The following is a 23,681-nucleotide window of genomic DNA, read 5'->3' as shown; positions in this document are numbered from 1 at the left end:
GGGATGTCGGTGACGTCCGGGAGGATGGCGGGCATGGTTGCCCACCTCACCCACGTCCCCGCCCCCGACGGCGTCGCCCCCAGCCCCCAGTACAGCCACGTCGTGTGGGGCACCGGCCGGTTCGTCGCGATATCCGGCCAGTGCTCCCTCGACGCCGCGGGGGCGGTGGTCGGGCCCGGCGACCCCGTGGCCCAGGCCCGTCAGGTCTTCGCGAACCTGCGCCGCTGCCTCGCGGCGGCCGGCGCCGGCTTCGGGGACGTCGTGAAGCTGACGTACTTCGTCACCGACGTCGCGCACCTGCCGGCGGTACGGGCCGCCCGGGACGAGGCCTTCGGCACGGCGCCGCTGCCGGCCAGTTCCGCGGTGCAGGTCGCGGCGCTGGTCAGGCCGGACCTGCTGATCGAGATCGAGGCGTTCGCCCTCGTCGCCACCACCGGCGACGACAGCCCTCCGCTTCCCTGACCCGCCGGTTCCTCGCCCCGCGGCGGTCGCCTCCGGCGCCGCTGCCGCCGGTCAGCCGTCGGGGGCCGCACCGAGTCGCGCGAGTGACTCCGCCGCCGCGCGGCCCAGGCGGGGGTGCGGCAGGGCCGCCTCGAGACAGGGCCGGGCGCGCGGGTCGCCGAGTACGCCCAGCCCCTCCACACAGGCCAGCGCGACGCGCCAGTACGGGTCACCGGCCGCCCGCAGCCGCCGTTCGAGGACGGTGACCAGCGCCGGTACGGACTCGGGCGCGCGCAGTTCGGCGAGCAGACGGACCGGCAGCAGGGCGTACGCCACCCGGAGTTCGTTGGTGGCGAGGGCGGCGGCGGCCCGCGCGGTGCGGGGGTCGCCGAGCCGCACCAGAGCATGGGCGGCGCTGACACAGCGTTCGGGGTCCCGGTGGTTGACGAGCAGGACCAGGGCCTCGAAGGCGCGCGGGTCGCCGGCCACGCCGAGCCGGTAGGCGGCGATCTCCCGCGCCCAGAGCGGCTGCCGCGGCGCGGTGAGGACGTCGGCGAGCCGGTCGCGGTCGTCCGTCGCGAGCAATTCCCGAGACCGCTCCGGTCCTTCGGGGGTACTTCGGATCTCTTCCCGCAATCGATCGATCATCGAGCAGAATTCCTCGTCACGGAGGTTCTCCCGGGCGATTTCCATGACGGTCAGGGTATCCGCGACCCAGATCACATTTTCCCCACTTCCCGGGACTGGCGCGCTCGTTACTCGCCGGTTAATCTCAGGTGAGCGGGTCAACCCCCGCATCCCTCGCAGCGGCCTGGTGACGCAGCCGCGGTGAGCGTTCGTCGGTTCGGTTCGGCAGTTTTCGGCGTGACTCCGGGACAGAGTCCGTCGCCCTTTTCCCGACGCGGTTCCTTTCGCGTTCTGCCTCGATCTCGCGCGGTCCGCCCTTTCGGCGCATTCCGCCAGCGAATTCCGCATCTTCGCCTTCAGTCGTCACTCTTCCCTCTGGAGTCCCCTGATGGACACCCCTCTCTCCACCATCGCCGTCGTCGGTCTCGGCACCATGGGCGCCGGCATCGCCGACGTCCTGGCCCGCGCCGGCCGCGAGGTCATCGGCATCGACGTCAGCGACGCCGCCGCCACCCAGGCCGTCGCGGCCCTGGAAGCGTCCACCACGCGTGCGGTGGCCCGCGGGCGGATCACCGAGGAGGAGCGGCAGGACGTGCTGGCCCGCTTCCGCACCTTCTCCGACCTCCAGGCCGCCGCCGAGGCCGACCTCGTGATCGAGGTCGTCCCCGAGTCCTACGAGGCCAAGCAGGAGGTCTTCCGGGCCCTGGACGCGATCGTCCGGCCCGACGCGATCATCGCCACCGGCACCAACGCGCTGTCCGTCACGCGGCTGGCCGCCGACTCGGCGCACCCCGAGCGGGTTCTCGGCCTGCACTTCTTCACCCCGGTCCAGGCCATGAAGCTGGTCGAGGTCGTGTCCTCGGTCCTCACCGCCCCGCAGGCCGTGGACGCGGTCACCGCCCTCGCCCACGACCTCGGCAAGGAGCCGGTCGCGGTCGGCGACCGCCCCGGTTTCGTCGCGGACGGCCTGCTCTTCGGCTACCTCAACCAGGCCGCGGCCATGTACGAGGCCAAGTACGCCTCCCGCGAGGACATCGACGCCGCGATGAAGCTGGGCTGCGGTCTGCCGATGGGCCCGCTGGCGCTGCTCGACCTGATCGGCGTCGACACCGCCCGGACCGTCCTGGAGGCGATGTACAGCGAGTCGCACGACCGGCTGCACGCCCCCGCCCCGATCCTCAAGCAGCTCAGCGAGGCCGGTCTGACCGGCCGCAAGTCGGGCCGCGGCTTCTACACCTACGACGCACCCGGCTCGGCGACGACGGTGCGTGACGCGCTGACCCCGCTGGAGGACTCGGCGGCAGGCGGCGCGGCGTCCCGCGAGGTCCGCTCCGTGGGCGTCGCCGGCTCCGGCACGATGGCCTCGGGCATCGCCGAGGTCTTCGCCAAGGCCGGCTACGACGTCGTCCTCGCCGCCCGCTCGCAGGAGAAGGCCGACACGGCCAAGGCGCGGATCGCCAAGTCCCTGGCGCGCTCCGTCGACAAGGGCCGGATGACCGGGGAGGCGCGGGACGAGACGCTGGCCCGGATCACCCCGGCCGGTTCGCTCGACTCCTTCGCCGAGGTGGACCTGGCCGTCGAGGCGGTGGCCGAGGACCTGGAGATCAAGCAGCAGCTCTTCGCGACGCTCGACAAGATCTGCAAGCCGGGCGCGGTGCTCGCCACCACGACCTCCTCGCTGCCCGTCGTCGCCTGCGCCCGCGCCACGTCGCGCCCGCAGGACGTCATCGGCATGCACTTCTTCAACCCGGCGCCGGCCATGAAGCTGGTCGAGATCGTCCGTACGGTGCTGACCGCCGACGACGTCCACGCCACGGTCCGCGAGGTCACCGCGAAGATCCGCAAGCACCCGGTGGACTGCGGCGACCGGGCCGGCTTCATCGTCAACGCCCTGCTCTTCCCGTACCTGAACAACGCGATCAAGATGGTCCAGGAGCACTACGCCACCCTGGACGACATCGACGCCGCGATGAAGCTGGGCGGCGGCTACCCCATGGGGCCGTTCGAGCTGCTGGACGTGGTCGGCCTGGACGTCTCGCTGGCGATCGAGCAGGTCCTGCACCGCGAGTTCCGCGACCCGGGCCTGGCCCCGGCGCCGCTCCTGGAGCACCTGGTGGCGGCCGGCTGCCTGGGCCGCAAGACGGGTCGCGGCTTCCGCGAATATGCCCGACGCTGAGCCCTACGCGGGCTGGGGAGGGTTGCTGAGCCCCTCGGGGCCTCCGGGCGCGAGTCCGGCGGGCCCCCGGGACGACTCCGGCGACCCTCCCCCACCTGGGCACACTCCCGCGCTGATGCAGTACGTTCAAGGCATGTCCAAGGCCGCGAAGTCACCCCGTGCCACGTCCACGTCCGACACCCAGGAGAGTGCGGCGGGCACCCGCGCGGCCGCCCAGCGGCTCAAGATGCGCCGCGAGCTGGCGGCGGCGGCCATGGAACTGTTCGCGACCAAGGGGTACGAGGCGACCACGGTCGACGAGATCGCCGCCGCGGCCGGGGTCGCCCGCCGGACCTTCTTCCGCCACTTCCGTTCCAAGGAAGAGGCGATCTTCCCCGACCACGACGACACCCTGGTGCGGGCGGAGGCGGTGCTCAACGCCGCGCCGCCGCACGAGCACCCGCTGGACACGGTGTGCCGCGGCATCAAGGAAGTCATGAAGATGTACGCGGGGTCGCCCGCGGTCTCCGTGGAGCGGTACCGGCTCACCCGCGAGGTACCCACCCTGCGCGAGCGCGAGATCGCCTCGGTGGCCCGCTACGAGCGGCTCTTCACCCGGTATCTGCTGGGCCACTTCGACGAGCGCGACCACCACGACGGGAACGACGACCCGCTGCTCGCCGAGGTGGCGGCGTCCGCCGTCGTCACCGCGCACAACCATGTCCTGCGCCGCTGGCTGCGGGCGGGCGGGCAGGGGGACGTGGAGGCGCAGCTCGACCACGCCTTCGCCATCGTGCGGGAGACCTTCGGCACGGGCATCGGCGCCCGTCCGGCCACGGCGGCGGCACCGACCGCGCAGCCGCCGGCGGCGCTCCACGGAGGACCGGCCGCCGTGGCCTCCACGGAGGGCGACGTCGTGGTCGCCGTGGCCCGTACGGACGCGCCGCTCGACGAGGTCATGCGCACCATCCAGCATGCCCTCCGGCAGGGCTGACCGCCTCGCCGCCCCTCGGCGGCACCGGGAACGGGCAGGAACCGGCTCACGCCCCGCACCACCCACCGCCGGCGACGAAGGCCGCCCCCACCAGGGCGGCCTTCGTCGCTTTTGCCCACCCTTGAGGCACGCACTCGATCGATCATCGCTCATATGTGACCGGCGGATTGCATCTGAGTGAAATTGTTGGCACGCAGTGCCTTGTCAGGTGACACGCGGTGCCATACGTTGATGTTGTCCGGGCGGTCGGCGCGCAGAGGTCTCCTCGTGCGCCGGCTGTCCCCACAAGCGATCGTGATTGTGCGCCCGGACGCCTGCGTCACAGGCAACTTCCGCGCCCACCAGGCGCAGCCACAGCACCACCCGCCGAACCGACGGCACACCTCCACAGCAACCCCACCCTCGAACCCGAGGGGGAACCGCGCTTCGGTCCCCCTCAGACGCGCACCGCCGGAGGCATCCCCGTGAAGCACATCCTGGACGCGATTCAGTCGCCGGACACCACGTCCGCGGACTTCGCCAACATCAAGCTCCCCGAGTCGTACCGCGCGGTGACCGTGCACAAGGACGAGGCCGAGATGTTCCACGGTCTCGAGAGCCGCGACAAGGACCCGCGCAAGTCGCTCCACCTCGACGACGTGGCGCTTCCCGAGCTCGGCCCGGGCGAGGCCCTGGTCGCGGTCATGGCCAGCTCGGTCAACTACAACTCGGTCTGGACCTCGATCTTCGAGCCGGTGTCGACCTTCTCCTTCCTGGAGCGCTACGGCCGGCTCTCCGAGCTCACCAAGCGCCACGACCTGCCGTACCACGTCATCGGCTCCGACCTCGCGGGCGTCGTGCTCCGCACCGGCCCGGGCGTGAACTCGTGGAAGCCCGGCGACGAGGTCGTCGCGCACTGCCTCTCGGTCGAGCTGGAGTCCTCGGACGGCCACAACGACACGATGCTCGACCCCGAGCAGCGCATCTGGGGCTTCGAGACCAACTTCGGCGGCCTGGCGGAGATCGCCCTCGTCAAGTCGAACCAGCTGATGCCGAAGCCCGACCACCTGAGCTGGGAGGAGGCGGCGTCCCCGGGCCTCGTCAACTCCACCGCGTACCGCCAGCTGGTCTCCCGCAACGGCGCAGGCATGAAGCAGGGCGACAACGTCCTCATCTGGGGTGCGAGCGGCGGCCTCGGCTCGTACGCCACGCAGTTCGCCCTGGCCGGCGGCGCCAACCCGATCTGTGTCGTCTCCTCCCCCGAGAAGGCCGACATCTGCCGGTCCATGGGCGCCGAGGCGGTCATCGACCGCAACGCCGAGGGCTACAAGTTCTGGAAGGACGAGAACACCCAGGACCCGAAGGAGTGGAAGCGCTTCGGCAAGCGCATCCGCGAGCTCACCGGCGGCGAGGACATCGACATCGTCTTCGAGCACCCGGGCCGCGAGACCTTCGGCGCCTCCGTGTACGTCACCCGCAAGGGCGGCACCATCACCACCTGCGCCTCGACCTCCGGCTACATGCACCAGTACGACAACCGCTACCTGTGGATGTCCCTCAAGCGGATCATCGGCTCGCACTTCGCCAACTACCGCGAGGCGTGGGAGGCCAACCGCCTGATCGCCAAGGGCAAGATCCACCCGACGCTCTCCAAGGTGTACTCCCTGGAGGAGACCGGGCAGGCCGCCTACGACGTGCATCGCAACCTGCACCAGGGCAAGGTCGGCGTCCTCGCGCTGGCCCCCGAGGAGGGCCTGGGCGTGCGCGACACGGAGCTGCGCGCCAAGCACATCGACGCCATCAACCGCTTCCGGAACGTCTGAGGTCCCTCGATGACTGAGCGTCAGAAGGACCGGCCGTGGCTCATGCGGACCTACGCCGGTCACTCCACGGCCGAGGCGTCCAACGAGCTGTACCGCCGCAACCTCGCCAAGGGCCAGACCGGCCTCTCGGTGGCCTTCGACCTGCCGACCCAGACCGGGTACGACCCCGACCACATCCTCGCCCGCGGCGAGGTCGGCCGGGTCGGGGTACCGGTCTCGCACCTCGGTGACATGCGCCGGCTGTTCCAGGACATCCCCCTGGACCAGATGAACACCTCGATGACCATCAACGCCACGGCGATGTGGCTCCTGGCGCTCTACCAGGTGGTGGCCGAGGAGCAGGGCGCGGACCGTACCAGGCTCCAGGGCACCACCCAGAACGACATCGTGAAGGAGTACCTGTCGCGCGGGACGCACGTCTTCCCGCCCGGCCCGTCGCTCCGGCTCACGACGGACATGATCACCTACACGGTGAACAACATCCCGAAGTGGAACCCGATCAACATCTGCAGCTACCACCTGCAGGAGGCGGGGGCCACTCCGGTCCAGGAGATCTCCTACGCGATGTCCACCGCGATCGCGGTGCTCGACGCGGTCCGCGACTCCGGTCAGGTGCCCGCGGACCGCTTCGGCGAGGTCGTCGCCCGGATCTCCTTCTTCGTGAACGCGGGCGTCCGCTTCGTCGAGGAGATGTGCAAGATGCGCGCCTTCGGCCGCATCTGGGACAAGGTCACGCGGGAGCGGTACGGCATCGAGAACGACAAGCAGCGCCGGTTCCGCTACGGCGTGCAGGTCAACTCGCTCGGCCTGACCGAGGCGCAGCCGGAGAACAACGTCCAGCGCATCGTGCTGGAGATGCTGGCCGTCACGCTCTCCAAGGACGCCCGCGCGCGGGCCGTCCAGCTGCCCGCCTGGAACGAGGCGCTCGGTCTGCCCCGTCCCTGGGACCAGCAGTGGTCGCTCCGCATCCAGCAGGTGCTGGCGCACGAGTCGGACCTGCTGGAGTACGAGGACATCTTCGCCGGATCGCACGTCATCGAGGCCAAGGTCGACTCGCTCGTCGAGGAATGCCTGGCCGAGATCGACCGGATCCAGGAGATGGGCGGCGCCATGGCCGCCGTCGAGTCCGGGTACCTCAAGTCGCAGCTCGTCTCCTCGCACGCCGAGCGGCGCGCCCGGATCGAGGCCGGCGACGAGAAGATCGTCGGCGTGAACATCTTCCAGTCGACGGAGGAGAACCCGCTCACCGCCGACCTCGACACGGCGATCATGACGGTCGACCCGGCCAACGAGGCCCGTGTGGTCGCGGCGCTGCACGAGTGGCGCGACAACCGCGACGAGGGCCGGGCCCAGGAGTCGCTGGCCGCGCTGAAGGCCACGGCCGCCGGGGACGGCAACCTGTTCGCCGCCACCCTCGAGTGCGCGCGGGCCGGCGTGACCACCGGCGAGTGGTCCTGGGCGCTGCGGGACGTCTTCGGCGAGTTCCGCGCCCCGACGGGCGTCTCCTCCGCCCCGGTCGCGGTGACCGCCGAGGAGGGCACGCCGCTGGCCCTGGTCCGGCAGAAGGTGGCGCGCACCGCCGAGGAGCTCGGCTCCGGCCGGCTGCGCCTCCTGGTCGGCAAGCCGGGCCTCGACGGCCACTCCAACGGCGCCGAGCAGATCGCCGTCCGGGCGCGGGACGCCGGCTTCGAGGTCGTCTACCAGGGGATCCGGCTGACGCCCGAGCAGATCGTCAACGCGGCCCTCGCCGAGGACGTGCACTGCGTGGGCCTGTCGATCCTGTCCGGCTCGCACTCCGAGCTGGTCCCGGACGTGCTGGACCGCCTCCGCGAGGCGGGCGCGGCCGACATCCCGGTCATCGTCGGCGGCATCATCCCGAACGCCGACGCCGCAGATCTGAAGCGTGCGGGTGTGGCCGCCGTCTTCACACCGAAGGACTTCGGTATCACGGAGATCATCGGCCGTATCGTCGACGAGATCCGGAAAGCGAACAAGCTCGACCCTCTGGAGGTCCCCGCATGACCACCCCCGTGAACCGTCTGCGTCCGCGCCGCTCCTGCCTCGCGGTCCCCGGCTCCAACCCGCGCTTCCTGGAGAAGGCCCAGGGCCTCGCCGCCGACCAGGTCTTCCTGGACCTGGAGGACGCCTGCGCCCCGCTGGCCAAGCCCGAGGCGCGCCACACCATCGTGAAGTTCCTCAACGAGGGCGACTGGACCGGCAAGACCAGGGTCGTGCGGGTCAACGACTGGACGACCCACTGGACGTACCGTGACGTGGTCACGGTCGTCGAGGGCGCGGGCCAGAACCTCGACTGCATCATGCTGCCGAAGGTCCAGGACGCCCAGCAGATCGTGGCGCTCGACCTGCTGCTGACGCAGATCGAGAAGACGATGGGCTTCGAGGTCGGCAAGATCGGCATCGAGGCGCAGATCGAGAACGCGCAGGGCCTCAACAACGTCAACGCGATCGCCACCGCCTCGCAGCGTGTCGAGACGATCATCTTCGGCCCGGCCGACTTCATGGCCTCCATCAACATGAAGTCCCTGGTCGTCGGCGAGCAGCCGCCCGGCTACGACGCGGACGCGTACCACTACATCCTGATGAAGATCCTGATGGCCGCCCGCGCCAACAACCTCCAGGCCATCGACGGCCCCTACCTCCAGATCCGCAACCCCGAGGGCTACCGGGCCGTCGCCCGCCGCGCCGCCGCGCTCGGCTTCGACGGCAAGTGGGTGCTGCACCCGGACCAGGTCGCCGCGGCGAACGAGATCTTCTCCCCCTCGCAGGAGGACTTCGACCACGCCGAGCTGATCCTGGACGCGTACGACTACTACACGTCCGAGGCCGGCGGCAAGAAGGGCTCGGCCATGCTCGGCGACGAGATGATCGACGAGGCCTCCCGCAAGATGGCCCTGGTCATCTCCGGCAAGGGCCGCGCCGCCGGTATGGAGCGCACCACCAAGTTCGAGATCCCGGAGGCCTGAGTCCGATGCAGTTCGGTCGCACCTACGAAGAGTTCGAGATCGGCGCCGTCTACAAGCACTGGCCCGGAAAGACGGTCACCGAGTACGACGACCACCTCTTCTGTCTGCTGACGATGAACCACCACCCGCTTCACATGGACGTGAACTACGCGGAGAACACGACGGACTTCGGCAAGAACGTCGTCGTCGGCAACTACATCTACTCGCTGCTGCTCGGCATGTCCGTCCCGGACGTCTCGGGCAAGGCGATCGCCAACCTGGAGATCGAGTCGCTGCGCCACGTGGCGCCGACCTTCCACGGCGACACCATCTACGGCGAGACCACGGTCCTCGACAAGACTCCCTCGAAGTCGAAGAACGACCGCGGCATCGTCTACGTCGAGACCAAGGGCTACAAGCAGGACGGCACGCTCGTCTGCATCTTCCGCCGCAAGGTGATGGTCCCCACCGAGACGTACATCAAGGAGCGCGGCGGCGAGCAGCCCGGCCGCCCCGAGCTGATCGAGCCCTCCAAGAAGTCGGAGAAGTAGTCATGGCGCGACTCGCCCAGACCCACGGTCTGACCGATGTGCAGCAGGAGATCCTCTCCACCGTCCGGGACTTCGTCGACAAGGAGATCATCCCGGTCGCGACGGAGCTGGAGCACCGCGACGAGTACCCCCAGGAGATCGTCGACGGGCTCAAGGAGCTCGGCGTCTTCGGTCTGATGATCCCCGAGGAGTACGGGGGCCTGGGTGAGTCGCTGCTCACCTACGCGCTGTGCGTGGAGGAGATCGCCCGCGGCTGGATGTCGGTCTCCGGCATCATCAACACCCACTTCATCGTGGCGTACATGCTCAAGCAGCACGGCACCCAGGAGCAGAAGGAGTACTTCCTGCCCCGCATGGCGGCCGGCGAGACGCGCGGCGCGTTCTCGATGTCGGAGCCGGCCCTGGGCTCGGACGTGTCCGCGATCACGTCCAAGGCGGTCAAGGACGGCGACGAGTACGTCCTCAACGGCCAGAAGATGTGGCTGACGAACGGCGGAACGTCAACGCTGGTGGCCGTCCTCGTCCGAAGTGACGAAGGACACCCGGAGGGCACCGCCCCCCACAAGTCGATGACGACCTTCCTCGTCGAGAAGGAGCCCGGCTTCGGAGAGGTCCGTCCGGGTCTCACCATCCCCGGGAAGATCGACAAGATGGGCTACAAGGGTGTCGACACCACCGAGCTCATCATGGACGGACTGCGCATTCCGGCCAATCGGGTCCTCGGCGGCACCACCGGCCGAGGGTTTTACCAAATGATGGACGGCGTGGAGGTCGGCCGCGTCAATGTGGCGGCACGTGGCTGCGGCGTCGCACAGCGTGCTTTCGAACTGGGTGTCTCGTATGCCCAGCAACGTCACACTTTCGGCAAGCCGATCGCTCAGCACCAGGCGATTCAGTTCAAGCTTGCCGAGATGGCTACCAAGGTCGAGGCCGCTCATGCGATGATGGTGAACGCAGCACGCAAAAAGGACTCCGGAGAACGAAACGACCTCGAAGCAGGGATGGCGAAGTACCTCGCCTCCGAATACTGCAAGGAGGTCGTCGAGGACGCCTTCCGTATCCACGGGGGATACGGGTTCTCGAAGGAGTACGAGATCGAGCGTCTCTACCGTGAGGCGCCGATGCTGCTGATCGGCGAAGGTACCGCCGAGATCCAGAAAATGATCATTGGGCGCCGGCTGCTCGAGGAGTACCGATTCCAGGGGTGATTGTCGTATTCGGGTCGGTTTGGCCGCGAAGAAGATCACACCCTGTCATCGTCTTCCGGCCGCCGACTCGGCTTCTGGCTTGCCCAGTTGCGGCCCGCAACCGATAGCATCGCCCGAAAGCCGCCGTCCCCCGTTGCCAGTGCGGCATCATCCGCTACGAAGGTCATCCATGCCCCACAGCCAAACCTCTGCACCTCGCGACAGCCTCACCGGCGTTCGCCTCGCGCGCGGAGCATCGCCGTGGCTTCTGCCGACCGTCGCCACCGCAGCGCTCAGCCTCGCCCGGGCCCGCAAGTCCGGACGCTGGGCCGCCGTCGCCGTGCCCACCACCGCTCTCGCGGCGGGCATGCTGTGGTTCTTCCGCGACCCCGAGCGCGAGATCGCGCAGGGCCGGGTCATCTCGCCCGCCGACGGTGTGGTGCAGAGCATCATGCCGTGGAAGGACGGACGCACCCGCGTCGCCATCTTCATGAGCCCGCTGAACGTCCACGTCAACCGCGCGCCGCTGGCCGGCACGGTGACGTCCGTGGAACACATCCCCGGCGGTTTCGTACCGGCGTTCAACAAGGAGAGCGAGAACAACGAGCGCGTTGTCTGGCACTTCGACACCGAGCTCGGCGACATCGAGATGGTGCAGATCGCGGGTGCCGTCGCGCGCCGCATCGTGCCGTACATCCCCCAGGGGACGAAGGTCGAGCAGGGCGAGCGCATCGGTCTGATCCGCTTCGGGTCGCGCGTTGACATCTACCTTCCGGAAGGTGTCGACGTCGCTGTCGAGGTCGGTCAGACCACGACCGCGGGGGTGACTCGAATTGACCGTGATTGATCCCGACACGCGGGCCGGCGACTGGGTCGCCGAGGCTGAGGCGGACGAGGCCGAGGAGATGCCGCTGTCGCTGAGGCTGTCCATAGCGGACGCCCTCACGCTCGGTAACGCCACGTGCGGGTTCATGGCGGTGTACTTCACCACCACCGGCATCCTCATCCCGCACCTCACCGGCAGCACCGAGACCGGCATGGCGCGCAACAGCGCCGCCACCGCCGTGATCCTGATGCTGTGCGCGGCGATCTTCGACCTCTTCGACGGGATCGTGGCCCGCAAGCTGCGCTCGTCGCCGATGGGCGCCGAGCTGGACAACCTCTCGGACCTGATCAGCTTCGGTCTGGCCCCGGCCTACTTCGTGCTGGTGTACGGCATGGTCGCGGACGACGCGCAGCAGAAGGTCTCGGCGGTGGCCGCGATCGTCGTGCTGCTGGCCGTGGTGCTGCGGCTCGCCAGATTCTCCTGCGTGACGATGAAGGACGGCATGTTCCAGGGCATGCCGAGCCCGTTCGGCGCGCTCACGGTCGTCTCGATCGTGCTGCTGGAGCTGCCGTTCATCCCGACGCTGCTCGCGATCATCGGGGTGGCCTGGCTGATGGTGAGCCGGGTCGAGTACCCCAAGCCGCGGGGTGTCCTCGCGGTGGCGATGCTCAGCTGGATCGTCGGTGCCATGGGCATGCTGGCGGCGTGGGCGTTCGACGCGCCGGGAGGCGCGTTCCTGCTCCAGGCCGGCTGCGCGCTGCAGGTCGTGATGGGCGCCGTGATCCCCCTCTTCGCGACGGCCCGCCGGGTGAACACCTTCCGCGGCAACCGCCGCGAGAACCGCGAGGCGCGGGCGGCACAGCTGCCGTAGCGGTGGATGCGAGCGAGAAGGGCCCGGGTGCGGACGACGCACCCGGGCCCTTCTCGCATGCCCGGACAGCCCTCAGATGCTCCGCGCGTGCTGCGGGAGCGTCCCGAGCCGCTTGTAGTAGAGCGTGGTGGGGCGCAGAGTGCCGGCGGGGTCGGCCGCGAAGTCGGGGATGGTCCCGGCCGCCGTCCAGCCCGCCCTGCGGTACAGGTGCTCGGCCGGGCTGTCGGTCTGGGTGTCGAGGACCAGCAGGGTCAGGCCCTCCCCCGCCGCGTGTTCCTCCGCGGCGGCGAGCAGCCGGCCGCCGAGCCCCTGTCCGCGCGCCGCGCGGTGCACGACCAGCCGGGCGATCTCGCCGCGGTGCCGCCCGTTCGCCTTGTCGCCGCGGACCAGCGTGACGGCTCCGAGGACCACGTCGCCGGGCCCGTGCGCCGTCCAGACCGTGCGCGCGCCCCGCTCCGCCTCCTCGGCCGCCGCGAGCCACCAGCCGGCCGCCTCGGCCGGGTCCAGGGGGGCGAGAAAGCCGAGGGAGGCACCGCCGTCGACGGCGTCGACGAGCAGGGCGGCGAGACCGTCCGCGGCGTGGTCGCGGATCCGGGCCGCCGGGAGCCGCTCGATGCGCGCCGGCGCGTCCGGCCCCGCCGGGGTCCGCAGCCGCTTCGCCAGGCAGAGCAGACCCGGCCGGTCGTCCCAGGGCCGGGCCGTCTCGAAGCCGAGCCTGCGGTAGAGGGCGATGGCCCGCCCCCGCCACAGCCAGACCGAGAGCCGCACCGCGGGCGCCCCCGCCCGCGTCGCGTGGTCCACCGCGCCGTCCATCAGGGCCGCGGCGACGCCTCTGCCCCGGGCCTCCGGGGCGACCCAGAGCCGTTTGATCTCGGGGACGCCGTCCTGGTGCGGCGCGGTCAGCACCACGAGCCCGACGGCGGTGTCCGCCGCGTCCACGGCCAGCAGGACGGTGTCGGCGGCGAAGGCGGTCGCCGGGTCGAGCGCCTCCGCGCGGTAGGCGGGGGGCAGCTCGGCGGCCGAGGCGACGGGAACGCCCTTCTCCGCCTCCGTGCGCAGGTGGTAGGCGGCGAGGAGGACGGGGACCCGGGGGTCGTCCGGGGTGACGGGCCGGACGGTGCAGTACACGTTCATGGCCTGAGCTTCACATCGGGTTGTTGCGACGAGATGACGACATGCCCGTGGCTACGATCACCTCATGCGTGTGTTCCTCGCGGGCGCCACGGGCGCGATCGGCCGGCAGCTGCTCCCCCTGCTCCTCGACGCGGGTCACGAGGTGACCGGCACGTCCCGCTCGGAGGAAGGGGTGTCACGGATCCGCCGGAGCGGCGCGCGGGCCGTCCGGGCCGACGCCCTGGACGCCGAGGGCCTGCGCCGCGCGGTCGCCGAAGCCGTCCCGGACGTCGTGGTCCACCAGCTCACCGATCTCTCCGGCGCCGACGGAGCGGCGAACGACCGGCTGCGGCACCAGGGCACCCGCCACCTGGTGGACGCGGCGCGCGCGGCGGGGGTCGGACGGATCGTGGCGCAGTCGATCGCCTGGGCGTACGCCCCCGGGGACGGACCCGCCGACGAGTCCGTGCCGCTCGACCCCACCGATGAGCAGCCCCGGGCGCGGATCGTGGCCGGCGTCCGGGCCCTGGAGTCCCAGGCCGCCGAACTGCCCGAGGCGGTGCTGCTGCGGTACGGGATCCTCTACGGCCCCGGGACCTGGTATGCCCCGGACGGTCCGGTGGCCGACGCCCTGCGCGGTGACGCTCGGGCGCGGTTCCTGGGCCGTGTCGTGGCGGACGACTCGGTGGCGTCCTTCGTCCACGTCCGGGACGCTGCCCGGGCGGCGCTCCTGGCCCTGACCTGGCCGCCGGGCGCGTACAACGTGACCGACGACGAGCCGGCACCCGGCAGCGCCTGGGTGCCGGTCCTGGCCGCCGCCCTGAGCGCTCCGCCGCCGCCGCGGACGGCGGGTGCGGCACCCTGGGCCCGCGGCGCCGCGAACGCCGGGGCGCGGGCGAACGGCTGGACACCCGCGTACCCGTCCTGGCGCACGGGCTTCGCGCGCCAGGACGGGTAGCGGGCTCCCCGCCGCGCACGGACGACCGGGTCGTCGGACGGGCGGGGGCCGGACGGTCAGCCGGTCACTTCACCGCGTAGCTCCGCGCCGCCTCCGAGACGAAGGGCGTACGGACGGTCCGCATGCCCCCGGCGACGGACTTGTCGGGCTGGATGATCACGGACTCGCGGGACGACGGGGCCTTCGGGTCGCCGAAGTCGTGCTTCATGCCGAAGCCGGCGTCGTAGCCGTTCAGGGTGAGGAGCGCCTTGTCGACGCCCTCGCGGGTGAGGTCCTTCGACTCGCACGCCTTCTTCAGCGCCTCGCCGAAGACGGTCGCCGCGGTCCAGCCGGCGACGATGCCGTTGTCGAGGCCGTCGCTCGGGTAGGCGGCCTTGTAGTCGGCGACGAGCTTCTTCGCGGCGGGGGTGTCGGCGCCGATCGGAAGGCTCGGGGAGGCGAACCAGTACATCTTCTCCAGGGCCGGCCCGGCCTGGGTGCCCAGCAGCTGCGGGGCGAAGGCCGAGTTGTTCCCGATGACCGGCACCTTCAGGCCGGTCGCGGCGGCGACGCCGACGAGCGAGGCGGCCTGGCGCGGGCCCGCGCTCAGGACGATGCCCTTGACGCCCGCCTGCTTGAGCGCCGCGACCTGAGCCGACATGTCGTTGTCCGTCGGCTTGATCTTCTGCTCGACCACCGTGAGACCGGCCTTCTCGGCGGCGTAGCGGGAGCCCTTGAGCGCGTTCTCGCCGTAGTCGCCCTCGAAGTAGACGTGGCCGAGCTTGTCCCCCGCCTTCAGGCCCTTCTCGGTGACCAGGAAGTCGACGGCGTTGATCGTCTCGACGTCGTAGGTGGAGCCGAGGACGCGGATGTAGGGGGAACCGAGCAGCGAGGCCGACCATGCCTGCGGCAGCACGAGGCCCTTGTCCTGGCCGTCGACGCGGGGCTTGACCGCGGCGACGAACGGGGAGCCGATGAACTGCGGGAAGCCGACGACCTTCGGCTCCAGCTCGGTGTAGGCGGACAGCGCCTTCTGCGGGTCGTAGCCGTGGTCGCGGACGGTCAGCTCCAGCTGCCGTCCGCAGATGCCGCCGGACGCGTTGACCTGCTTCACGTAGAGCTGCTGCGCCTGCGTGACGCTCTTGCCGAGGGTGGCGTACACCCCCGTCATGTCGGTGAGCGCGCCGAGCGTGATGGTCTTGTCGGTGACGCCCTCGCCGGCCTTCACCCCGCCCGCTCCGGTGCCCGAGTCGTCGCTGCTCTTGGCCTTGCTGCTGCAGCCCGCGGCAGTCAGCGCGACCAGGGCGGCGACTGCGGCGGCCAGGCCCCGCACGGCCCGTCGTCGGTGGTTCATCTTTCCTCCACTGAGGGTTGGATGGGGTGCGTGGATCGCCGGGAGGCAAGCCGGACCAGGCCTCCTGGCAGGAACAGCACCACCGCGACCACGGCGGCGCCGTACAGGTAGCGCGCGGCCTCCCCCGGTGCGATCCCGCCCGTCCCGGGGGCGGAGACCAGGGGCAGGGCGTCGCTGTACCGGTTGAGGAGCTGCGGCAGCAGGGAGACGAAGACGCCTCCGACCACCGCTCCGGCGACCGAGCCGAGACCGCCGATGACGATCATGGCCAGGTATTCGAGGGAGAGCATCATGCCGAAGTACTCCGGCACGGTCCGCTGGAAGACCAGCGCGAGGAGGACGCCGGCGAGTCCCGCGTACATGGACGACAGGACGAAGACGGCGGCCCGGTAGCGGGCCACGGGGATCCCCATGACGCCGGCCGCGATCCGGTGGTCGCGGATGGCGTTCATGGCACGGCCCGGACGGCCGCGCAGGACTCCGCGGGCGAAGAGCGCGCCGGCGAGGAGCAGGACCAGCCCCAGGTACCAGAGCTTCTCGGCGGAGCCGAAGGGCACCTGGGCGACGAGGAGTTCGCTGTCGTCGAAGGTGATCCCGAACAGGGACAGCGGGGGCACCGCCCGGCCGTTGTAGCCGCCGGTGAGGTCGTGCGCGTTGAACAGCACGTGCTGGCCGATGAAGATCAGCGCGAGGGTGGCGATGCCGAGGTAGGCGCCGCGCAGCCGGCCCGCGATGGGGCTGAAGACCCCGCCCGCCAGGCCCGCCAGGGCGACGGCCAGGACGGCGGCGAGCCAGCCGGGCAGCCCGAGTCCGGCCAGTCCGTCGGCGCCGTCGCCGGCGAAGGCGCAGTATCCGTACGCGCCGACGGCGAGGAAGAAGGCGTGGCCCATGGAGAGCTGTCCGGTGGCGCCGGTCAGCAGGTTGATGCCGAGGGCGCCGATGGCGGCGGCCATGGCGAAGAGTCCCGCCTGGAGCCAGAAGCGGTCCAGATAGAAGGGGAAGGCGGCGAGGACGAGGCCGGCGGCGGCCCAGCCGTACACCCGGGGGCGGGTGACGGCGGCGAGTCCGCGGCGGGGCAGTGCGTCAGACACGGGCCGGCTCCTTCGTGCCGAAGAGTCCGGCCGGGCGGATCAGCAGCACCGCGACCATCACGAGGTAGGGCGCGAGGTCGCCGATGCCGCGGCCGAGGAAGGTCAGGTCGCCCTGGTAGCCGGTGGCGAGGGATTCGGTGATGCCGACGAGGAGTCCGCCGACGAGGGCGCCGGTGGTGGAGTCCAGGCCGCCGAGGATCGCGGCCGGGAAGGCCTTCAGCGCGGCGAGCGAGGTGGTGCGCTCCAGGCCGGGGGTCGGGAAGACGGTGAGGAAGAGGGCGGCGACGGCGGCGAGCCCGCCGGCCACCGCCCAGGCGCCGAGCGAGACGCGGCCGAGGCGGATGCCCATGAGGGCCGCGGTCTCCTGGTTCTCGGCGGCGGCCCTCATGGCGACTCCCCAGGAGGTGTGGCGGAAGGCCAGCAGGAAGGCGGTGATGAGGAGGCCGGCGGCGAGGAACGCGGCGATCCGGGTCTGCGCGATGGTGACGGGTCCGAGCGCGACGACGGAGTCGCCCCAGGGGTCGCCGAGCGCCAGGATGTCGGTGCCGATGCGGCGGGTCAGTTCGGTGGCGAGGAGGATGTCGACGCCGATCGTGACGATGGCGAGCACGCTGTGGTCCGAGCCGCGGTAGCGCCGCATGACGAGGAACTCGACGGCCGCGCCGACCAGGGCCGCGCCGGCGATGCCGACCAGCAGTGCGGGCCAGAACCCGATGTCGTCGTGGAGCACGGCGGTGATGTAGCCGCCGGCGAGCAGGAGTGAGGCGTGCGCGAAGTTGACGACCTCGGTGGCGCGGAAGATCACCACGAAGCCGAGGGCGATGAGGGCGTAGATGGAGCCCAGCGAGACGCCGCCCAGGAGGAGTTCGGCAAAGGTGGTCACTCGGCGTTCTCCTCTCCGAGATAGGCGCGGACGACCGCCGGGTCGTTCTGTACGTCGGCGGGGGTGCCGTCGGCGATGCGACGGCCGAAGTCGAGGACGGTGACGGCGTCGGCGAGCCGCATCACCACGCCCATGTCGTGTTCGACGAGGACGATGGAGATGCCGAGGCTGTCGCGGACGCCCGCGATGACCGCGGCGGTACGGCGCCGCTCGTCGGCGGTCATGCCGGCGACGGGCTCGTCCAGGAGCAGCAGCCGGGGCTCCATGCACAGCGCGCGGGCCAGTTCGGCGAGCTTCTGCTGGCCGTACGGGAGCGAGCCGGCGGGCTGCCCGAGTTGCTTCTCCAGGCCGACGAAGGCGGCGATCTCCCGGACCCTGGCCCGGTGCCGCGCCTCCTCGCGGGCCGCCGCGGGCAACCGGAGCCCGGCGGCGACGAAGCCGGTCCGGGTGAGCCGGTGCCGGCCGAGCATCAGGCTGTCCTCGACGGTGGCGCGCGGCGGCAGGGCGAGGTTCTGGAAGATGCGGGCGACCCCGAGGTCGGCGATCTTGTGCGGGGGCAGCGCGGTGAGTTCGTGCGTGCCGAAGCGGACGGATCCGGAGGTGGCCTTGTAGACCCCGGACAGGACGTTGAAGCAGGTGGACTTGCCCGCGCCGTTGGGTCCGATGACGGCGTGGACCGTGCCGGGCCGGACGGTGAAGCCGACGGCGTCGAGCGCGGTGAGTCCGGCGAAGCGGACGGTCAGGTTCTCGACGTGCAGGGCGGGTACCGGCTCGGCGGGCGCGGACGCCGTGGCCGTGCCGGAGGGCGGGACGGTGTGCGGTGTCATCGGGCCTCCTCCCAGCGGGAGAGCACGGGGTGCGCCGTCGCGGCGCCCGCCGCGTCGGCGGCGGCGTCCTCGTCGACCACGCCCAGATAGCGGCGGCGCACCTCGTCGGAGGCCGCGAGCTCCTCGGCCGGTCCGGACAGGGTGACCTCGCCGACCTCCAGGACGTACGCCCGGGAGGCGAGCCTGAGGGCGAGTGCCGCGTTCTGTTCGACGAGGAGCACGGCGGTGCCCTGGGCGTTGATCTCGCGGATGGTGTCGGCGATCCGGGCGGCCATCAGCGGCGCGAGGCCGAGCGAGGGCTCGTCAAGCAGGAGCAGCTTCGGCGAGGCCATCAGGGCGCGGCCGACCGCGAGCATCTGCTGCTCGCCGCCGGAGAGGAGCCCGGCCTTCTGCTGCGCCCGGTCGGCGAGGACCGGGAAGAGCTCGTGGACCCACCGCAGGGCGGAGGCCCGCCCTGCGCGGTCGCCGCGTGCTCCGAGCATCCCGGCGCGCAGGTTGTCCTCGACCGTCATCCGGGCGAATACCTGGCGCCCCTCCGGGACCTGGGAGACGCCGGCGGCGACCACCCGGTCCGGGGCGAGACCGCCGAGCGGCCGGTCGCCGAAGGTCACGGTGCCGGCCGTGACGGACCCGCCGTGGAACGACAGTGTGCGCGAGATCGCCCGCAGCAGTGTGGACTTGCCGGCGCCGTTGCCGCCGAGGACGGTGACGACGCTGCCCTCCGGTACGTCGAGCGTCACCCGGCGCAGTGCCCGGACCGGTCCGTACCCCGCCGACAGGTCCGCCACCTCGAGTGCGAGTGCGGTACCTCCCATGGCTCCCCTTCCGTGGCCCGATCGGCCCTCGGACATGCCGGGTCTCCGGGCATGCCCGGGGGTCCGCTTCGGATTCCGTGGCCTGTTCAATGGCGCTCACCCCAGCACCGTGCAGGCCGCAGGTCCACGTCCGGCGGCGGAATCGCTGCCGGTGCCCAGCGGGCGCGGCGGCGGGTTGTGCACGCGCACAACACTGCGTGTCAGGGGCCTGCGGCGGAGGGCAGGGGGGTGGCATCCTCCGGAGCATGGGACGGCGCAGACCACGGACCGGCGACGACTGGAAGCTTCTGGCACGGGCGTGCACGGCACTGCTGGAGCGCCTGCCCGAGCTGGTGGACGAGCACCTTCGGGAGCTGTACGAGTACGAGCCCGCCTATGGCCGGATCGTGCCGTACGACCAGCACTGGCAGGAGGCCCACGCGGCGATGCGGGTCGGCATCGAGATGATCTCGGCGCCCCGTGACTCGCCTCGCCGCGACCTGGTGCACGCGGAGGAGATGGGGCGGCGGCGTGCGGAACAGGGCATGCCGCTGGAGCTGGTGGTGCACGCCTACCGCCATGCCGGGCACCTGGTGTGGGACGCGCTGATCGAGACGGCGGCGGCGGACGCGGCGCAGCTGGCGACGCTGATGCAGTCGGCGACGATCGTGTGGTCGGCGGTGGACGCCCAGGCGGACACGGCGTCGGAGGCGTACCGGGCGACGGAGCTGGAGCTCCAGCGCCGTACGGACGAGCAGCTCCAGGCGCTGCTCGACGCGCTGCTCCAGGGGCAGCGCTCGCCGGAGGTCGTGTCGCGGGCGGCGGCGGGCCTGGATCTGCCGGAGCACGGACGTTACGCGGTGGTGGTGCTGCGGCACGACCGGCGGGAGGCGTCCGAGCCGTTCCACCGCCGGGTGCAGGGTGCGGGGGTGCGGTTCCTGTGGCGGATGCGGGCGGACTGCGAGATCGGCGTGGTGTCGCTGGCGGAGGGCACGGGGCTGGACGCGCTGGCGGAGCTGCTGGAGGGGCGCTGTCCGGGGCCGGGCGGGATCAGCCCGGTGGTCACCGGTCTCTCGGAGCTGGGCCGCGGGCGCCGGCTGGCCGAACTGGCCCTGCGCACCTGCCCGCCGGAGTCCCGGCAGGTCGTCCGGCTGGACCGCCGGATGGCGGGTGCGCTGGTGGTCGGCCAGCCGGAGCTCGCGGGTCTGCTCGTCGCGGACGTCCTCGGCGCCCTCCTGGAGCTGGACCCGGCGGACCGGGCGATCCTGCTGGAGACACTCGACGTCTGGCTCGACTGCGAGGGTTCGGCGGGCCGGGCGGCGGTGTCCGGCTCCAGGTCCGTGAGGGGGTAGGCGCGGCGGATACCGGCCGCCCCCAGGCTCTCCGGGGCCAGGGCGAGGCGGCCGCAGACCGCGACGACCTCCTTGTCCGCCGCGCGGGCCGCCGCGGCGACGCCGGCGGGCGCCTTGCCGTGCAGGGTCTGCGCGTCGAGGGAGCCCTCGCCGGTGATGACCAGCGTGGCCTTCGCCAGCGCGGGGGCGAAGCCCAGCACGTCGAGCATCAGCTCGATGCCCGGGCGGAAGCTCGCGTCCAGGCCGACGAGCGCGCCGTAGCCGATGCCGCCGGCGCCGCCCGCGCCCGGGGCGGCCGCGCAGTCGGCGGCCTTGGCGCCGATGGACCGCTCCAGGACCGTGACGAAGTGCGAGAGCGCCGCGTCGAGGGTCTCGACGTCCTCGGGGGACGCTCCCTTCTGCGGGCCGTAGACGGCCGGCGCGCCCTTCGGTCCGGTCAGCGGGTTGTCCACGTCGCTGGCCAGGACCAGGTCGACCGAGGCGAACCGGGGGTCGATGCCGGAGAGGTCCGCCGTGGCGAGGTCGCGCAGCCCGCCGCCGCCCGGGCCGACGGGCGCGCCGTCGGCGTCGAGGAGCTCCGCACCGAGCGCCGCCAGCATGCCGGCGCCGCCGTCGGTCGTCGCGCTGCCGCCGACACCGAAGACGATCCGGGTCGCGCCGGCGTCCAGGGCCGCCCGCAGCAGCTCGCCGGAACCGTACGTCGTCGCCGTCAGCGGTGCGAAGACGTCGCGCGGGAGGAGCTGGAGGCCGGACGCCTCCGCCATCTCGACGACCGCGGTGGTGCCGCGCAGCGCGTACGCCGCCGTGACCGGCTCGCCGAGAGGGCCGGTCACCGTCACCTCACGGCGCTCGAACCCGGCCGCGACCGCGGCCGCGACCGTACCGTCGCCGCCGTCCGCGACGGGCAGTGTCTCCACGTCGAGCTCCGGGACGACCCGTCGCAGCCCTGCTGTGACCCGCTCCGCGACCTGTACGGCCGTGAGCGAGCCCTTGAACTTGTCGGCCGCGACGAGCACGCGTGCGACCTCAGTTACTGCTCCGTCCGTCACCTTGCATCCCTTGCTTTCGAACAGGCAGTCGCGCCAGGGCCGACCCTATCCGGACCGGAAGACGGCATGCCACCCCCTGATAGGGCGATATTCCGGACCATAGTGGGCGCACGAGCGCCGAACCGATCGATCAAACATCATCGGCGCGGCCGGGTCCGGTCGGGCGGCGCCGGGCGGCCGCTCGGCGCGCGCCGGGACCGCCGCTTCGGTACACCGGAGGTATGGGGCTCACGCACGGCGAACTCGCGGACCGGGTCCTCGGCGGCTGGACGGGCCGGATCGCCGGGAACATGCTCGGCAAGCCCGTCGAGCAGGGCGACCACTGGACTCCCGGACACATCGACGCCTATCTCCGGCTGACGGACGCCCTTCCGCTCACCGACTACCTGCCTCCGCCGCCGCCGGACGCCGCCGGCTTCGAGCTGCGGCCCGAGTGGCCGCAGTGCGTGCGCGGCCGGATCCACGGAAGCTGCCGGGACGACGACGTGGACTACGCGATCCTCGGCCTGCATCTCCTGGAGACCCGGGGCTTCTCGTTCACCACCGAGCAGGTCGGCGAGCTGTGGCTGCTGCGCCTGCCCTACCTCCAGACGTTCACGGCGGAGCGCGTCGCGTACCGCAACCTCGCCAACGGCCTCGGGCCCCCGCTCACCGCCACCTACGACAATCCGTACCAGGAGTGGATCGGCGCCCTGATCCGGGCCGACGTGTACGGCTGGACCTCGCCCGGCGACCCGCGCCGGGCCGCGTCCCTCGCCCGGCGCGACGCGGTCCTGTCGCACACGGGCAACGGCGTGTACGGGGCGATGTGGGCCGCCGCCCTGATCGCGGCCGCCTTCGTGGCGCCGGACGCGCGGACCGCGCTGGAGACCGCGCTCGAACGGATCCCCGCGAGCAGCCGCCTCGCCCGCGCGGTGCGGCGGACGATCGCGCTGTACGAGTCGGGGACGCCGTGGTCCGACACCCTCGCCGAACTGGCCGCGCGGACCGCGGGGCTGGGCTGGATCCACGTCCTGCCCAACGCCGCGGTCCTGACGGCCGGTCTGCTGTACGGCGAGGGCGACTTCACCCGCACGATCGCGCTGACGGTGCGCGGTGGTCTGGACACCGACTCCAACGGGGCGACGGCGGGCTCGGTGGCCGGAGTGCTGTGCGGGGCCGCCGCGATCCCGCCGCAGTGGGTCGAGCCGCTGGCGGACCGGGTGCGGAGCGCGGTCTTCGGGTTCGACGGCGCGCGGATCGGCGAGTTGGCGGAGCGGACCGTGCGGCTGGCTACGCTGACGCCATGACGACGACCGACTACGCCACGTACATCGCGAGCCTGCCCCGGGTCCTGGCCGGCGCCGGCGCGCTCTTCCGGGACTCGGCGGGCCGAATCCTCGTCGTGGAGCCCGACTACCGCGAGGGCTGGGCCCTGCCCGGCGGCACGATCGAGTCCGACACGGACGAGACGCCCCGCCAGGGAGCGCGCCGCGAGACGGCCGAGGAGATCGGCCTGGACGTCGTGCTCGGGCCGCTCCTCGCGGTCGACTGGGTGCTCGGGCCGGCGCGGCCGCCGATCGTGGCGTACGTCTACGACGGCGGGGTGCTCTCCGACGAGCAGTTCGCCGCGATCCGGCTCCCGGAGGACGAGCTGCTGTCCTGGAAGCTGATCACACCCGACGAGGTGGCATCCCACCTGCCGGGCAGCCTGGGCCTGCGGGTCCTCGCCGCCCTGGACGTGCTGGCGCACGGCGGGGGGCCGGTGGAGCTGGAGAACGGCCTTCCGCCACGCTGACCGTGGGGCGGGCGCCTCGGTCGGGGCCGATGCGCGGCGCCGATCAAACCGTTCGCGGCGGCGGCGCCGACCCGCATACGCTCGCGA

General features: G+C 71.8%; 20 protein-coding genes and 2 pseudogenes. 14 read left to right on the top strand and 8 right to left on the bottom strand.

Annotated elements, in window-relative coordinates:
- Positions 1–33: 33 nt before the first annotated feature.
- Positions 34–462, top strand: a complete 429-nt coding sequence (locus ACGFZF_RS11020) for a RidA family protein (protein WP_393553165.1) — start codon at positions 34–36, stop codon at positions 460–462.
- Positions 463–513: 51 nt separating this feature from the next.
- Here the strand turns inward: ACGFZF_RS11020 and ACGFZF_RS11015 are convergent, their stop codons facing one another.
- Positions 514–1,134 carry a HEAT repeat domain-containing protein gene (locus ACGFZF_RS11015; RefSeq protein ID WP_393553163.1) on the bottom strand — a complete coding sequence of 207 codons (621 nt, stop codon included), beginning with the start codon at positions 1,132–1,134 and terminating at the stop codon, positions 514–516.
- Between the two features lie 322 nt (positions 1,135–1,456).
- Between ACGFZF_RS11015 and ACGFZF_RS11010 the strand changes: the two genes are divergently transcribed.
- The 9 genes from ACGFZF_RS11010 to pssA all read left to right on the top strand — a co-directional run bounded on the left by ACGFZF_RS11010 (position 1,457) and on the right by pssA (position 12,417).
- The gene (locus tag ACGFZF_RS11010) at positions 1,457–3,244 is read left to right on the top strand and encodes a 3-hydroxyacyl-CoA dehydrogenase family protein (protein ID WP_393553161.1); all 1,788 of its coding nucleotides are present in this window, start codon (positions 1,457–1,459) and stop codon (positions 3,242–3,244) included.
- Positions 3,245–3,359: 115 nt separating this feature from the next.
- On the top strand, positions 3,360–4,217 hold the full coding sequence (locus ACGFZF_RS11005; protein ID WP_393553159.1) for a TetR family transcriptional regulator: 858 nt from the start codon (positions 3,360–3,362) through the stop codon (positions 4,215–4,217).
- Between the two features lie 464 nt (positions 4,218–4,681).
- On the top strand, positions 4,682–6,019 hold the full coding sequence (gene ccrA / locus ACGFZF_RS11000; RefSeq protein ID WP_393553157.1) for a crotonyl-CoA carboxylase/reductase: 1,338 nt from the start codon (positions 4,682–4,684) through the stop codon (positions 6,017–6,019).
- A gap of 9 nt (positions 6,020–6,028) precedes the next feature.
- Positions 6,029–8,041: a protein meaA gene (locus ACGFZF_RS10995; RefSeq protein WP_393553155.1), complete on the top strand. Its 2,013-nt coding sequence runs from the start codon at positions 6,029–6,031 to the stop codon at positions 8,039–8,041.
- Positions 8,038–9,003 carry a CoA ester lyase gene (locus tag ACGFZF_RS10990; protein ID WP_356608804.1) on the top strand — a complete coding sequence of 322 codons (966 nt, stop codon included), beginning with the start codon at positions 8,038–8,040 and terminating at the stop codon, positions 9,001–9,003. Before ACGFZF_RS10995 ends, ACGFZF_RS10990 begins: the two co-directional genes overlap by 4 nt.
- Before the next feature lie 5 nt (positions 9,004–9,008).
- Positions 9,009–9,533: a MaoC family dehydratase gene (locus ACGFZF_RS10985; RefSeq protein ID WP_356608802.1), complete on the top strand. Its 525-nt coding sequence runs from the start codon at positions 9,009–9,011 to the stop codon at positions 9,531–9,533.
- Between the two features lie 2 nt (positions 9,534–9,535).
- A complete protein-coding gene (locus ACGFZF_RS10980; protein WP_147981782.1) occupies positions 9,536–10,741 on the top strand; it encodes an acyl-CoA dehydrogenase family protein in 1,206 nt (401 codons plus the stop codon).
- 169 nt (positions 10,742–10,910) lie between these two features.
- Complete coding sequence (locus ACGFZF_RS10975) at positions 10,911–11,567, top strand: phosphatidylserine decarboxylase (protein WP_147981781.1); 657 nt, start codon at positions 10,911–10,913, stop codon at positions 11,565–11,567.
- Positions 11,560–12,417 carry a CDP-diacylglycerol--serine O-phosphatidyltransferase gene (gene pssA, locus ACGFZF_RS10970; RefSeq protein ID WP_393553724.1) on the top strand — a complete coding sequence of 286 codons (858 nt, stop codon included), beginning with the start codon at positions 11,560–11,562 and terminating at the stop codon, positions 12,415–12,417. Before ACGFZF_RS10975 ends, pssA begins: the two co-directional genes overlap by 8 nt.
- 72 nt (positions 12,418–12,489) lie before the next feature.
- On the opposite strand, the gene ACGFZF_RS10965 is transcribed toward pssA, so the two are convergent.
- The gene (locus ACGFZF_RS10965; protein ID WP_393553151.1) at positions 12,490–13,551 is read right to left on the bottom strand and encodes a GNAT family N-acetyltransferase; all 1,062 of its coding nucleotides are present in this window, start codon (positions 13,549–13,551) and stop codon (positions 12,490–12,492) included.
- A gap of 64 nt (positions 13,552–13,615) precedes the next feature.
- Here ACGFZF_RS10965 and ACGFZF_RS10960 point away from each other — a divergent pair, with 64 nt between their 5' ends.
- Positions 13,616–14,488: an NAD-dependent epimerase/dehydratase family protein gene (locus tag ACGFZF_RS10960; RefSeq protein WP_393553149.1), complete on the top strand. Its 873-nt coding sequence runs from the start codon at positions 13,616–13,618 to the stop codon at positions 14,486–14,488.
- 64 nt (positions 14,489–14,552) lie between these two features.
- Here ACGFZF_RS10960 and ACGFZF_RS10955 read toward each other — a convergent pair whose 3' ends face one another.
- From ACGFZF_RS10955 to ACGFZF_RS10935, 5 genes are read right to left on the bottom strand one after another with little or no spacing between them, the layout of a single operon-like run.
- Positions 14,553–15,821 carry an ABC transporter substrate-binding protein gene (locus ACGFZF_RS10955; RefSeq protein ID WP_393553147.1) on the bottom strand — a complete coding sequence of 423 codons (1,269 nt, stop codon included), beginning with the start codon at positions 15,819–15,821 and terminating at the stop codon, positions 14,553–14,555.
- Complete coding sequence (locus tag ACGFZF_RS10950; RefSeq protein ID WP_356608797.1) at positions 15,818–16,912, bottom strand: branched-chain amino acid ABC transporter permease; 1,095 nt, start codon at positions 16,910–16,912, stop codon at positions 15,818–15,820. The genes ACGFZF_RS10955 and ACGFZF_RS10950 overlap by 4 nt, the downstream gene beginning before the upstream one ends.
- Positions 16,905–17,795: a branched-chain amino acid ABC transporter permease gene (locus ACGFZF_RS10945; RefSeq protein ID WP_147981777.1), complete on the bottom strand. Its 891-nt coding sequence runs from the start codon at positions 17,793–17,795 to the stop codon at positions 16,905–16,907. Before ACGFZF_RS10945 ends, ACGFZF_RS10950 begins: the two co-directional genes overlap by 8 nt.
- Entirely contained in the window at positions 17,792–18,622 is an 831-nt protein-coding gene (locus ACGFZF_RS10940; protein ID WP_393553144.1) for an ABC transporter ATP-binding protein, read from the bottom strand. The genes ACGFZF_RS10945 and ACGFZF_RS10940 overlap by 4 nt, the downstream gene beginning before the upstream one ends.
- Entirely contained in the window at positions 18,619–19,437 is an 819-nt protein-coding gene (locus tag ACGFZF_RS10935; protein WP_393553141.1) for an ABC transporter ATP-binding protein, read from the bottom strand. Before ACGFZF_RS10935 ends, ACGFZF_RS10940 begins: the two co-directional genes overlap by 4 nt.
- A 245-nt stretch (positions 19,438–19,682) precedes the next feature.
- Between ACGFZF_RS10935 and ACGFZF_RS10930 the strand changes: the two are divergent.
- A pseudogene (locus ACGFZF_RS10930) lies at positions 19,683–20,738 on the top strand (PucR family transcriptional regulator); the annotation flags it as partial.
- Here the strand turns inward: ACGFZF_RS10930 and ACGFZF_RS10925 are convergent.
- Positions 20,672–21,817, bottom strand: a pseudogene (locus ACGFZF_RS10925) (glycerate kinase); the annotation flags it as partial. The pseudogenes ACGFZF_RS10930 and ACGFZF_RS10925 sit on opposite strands and share 67 nt — an antisense overlap.
- Positions 21,818–22,038: 221 nt before the next feature.
- On the opposite strand from ACGFZF_RS10925, the gene ACGFZF_RS10920 reads away from it, so the two are divergent.
- A complete protein-coding gene (locus ACGFZF_RS10920; protein ID WP_393553139.1) occupies positions 22,039–23,106 on the top strand; it encodes an ADP-ribosylglycohydrolase family protein in 1,068 nt (355 codons plus the stop codon).
- Entirely contained in the window at positions 23,103–23,594 is a 492-nt protein-coding gene (locus tag ACGFZF_RS10915) for an NUDIX domain-containing protein (protein ID WP_393553137.1), read from the top strand. Before ACGFZF_RS10920 ends, ACGFZF_RS10915 begins: the two co-directional genes overlap by 4 nt.
- Positions 23,595–23,681: the final 87 nt, after the last annotated feature.

This window comes from Streptomyces sp. NPDC048338, from assembly GCF_043201055.1.
In the GTDB taxonomy this organism is placed as follows: domain Bacteria; phylum Actinomycetota; class Actinomycetes; order Streptomycetales; family Streptomycetaceae; genus Streptomyces.
Note: the sequence above shows the minus strand (reverse complement) of the source record. Positions and strands in the feature narration are given on the sequence as shown.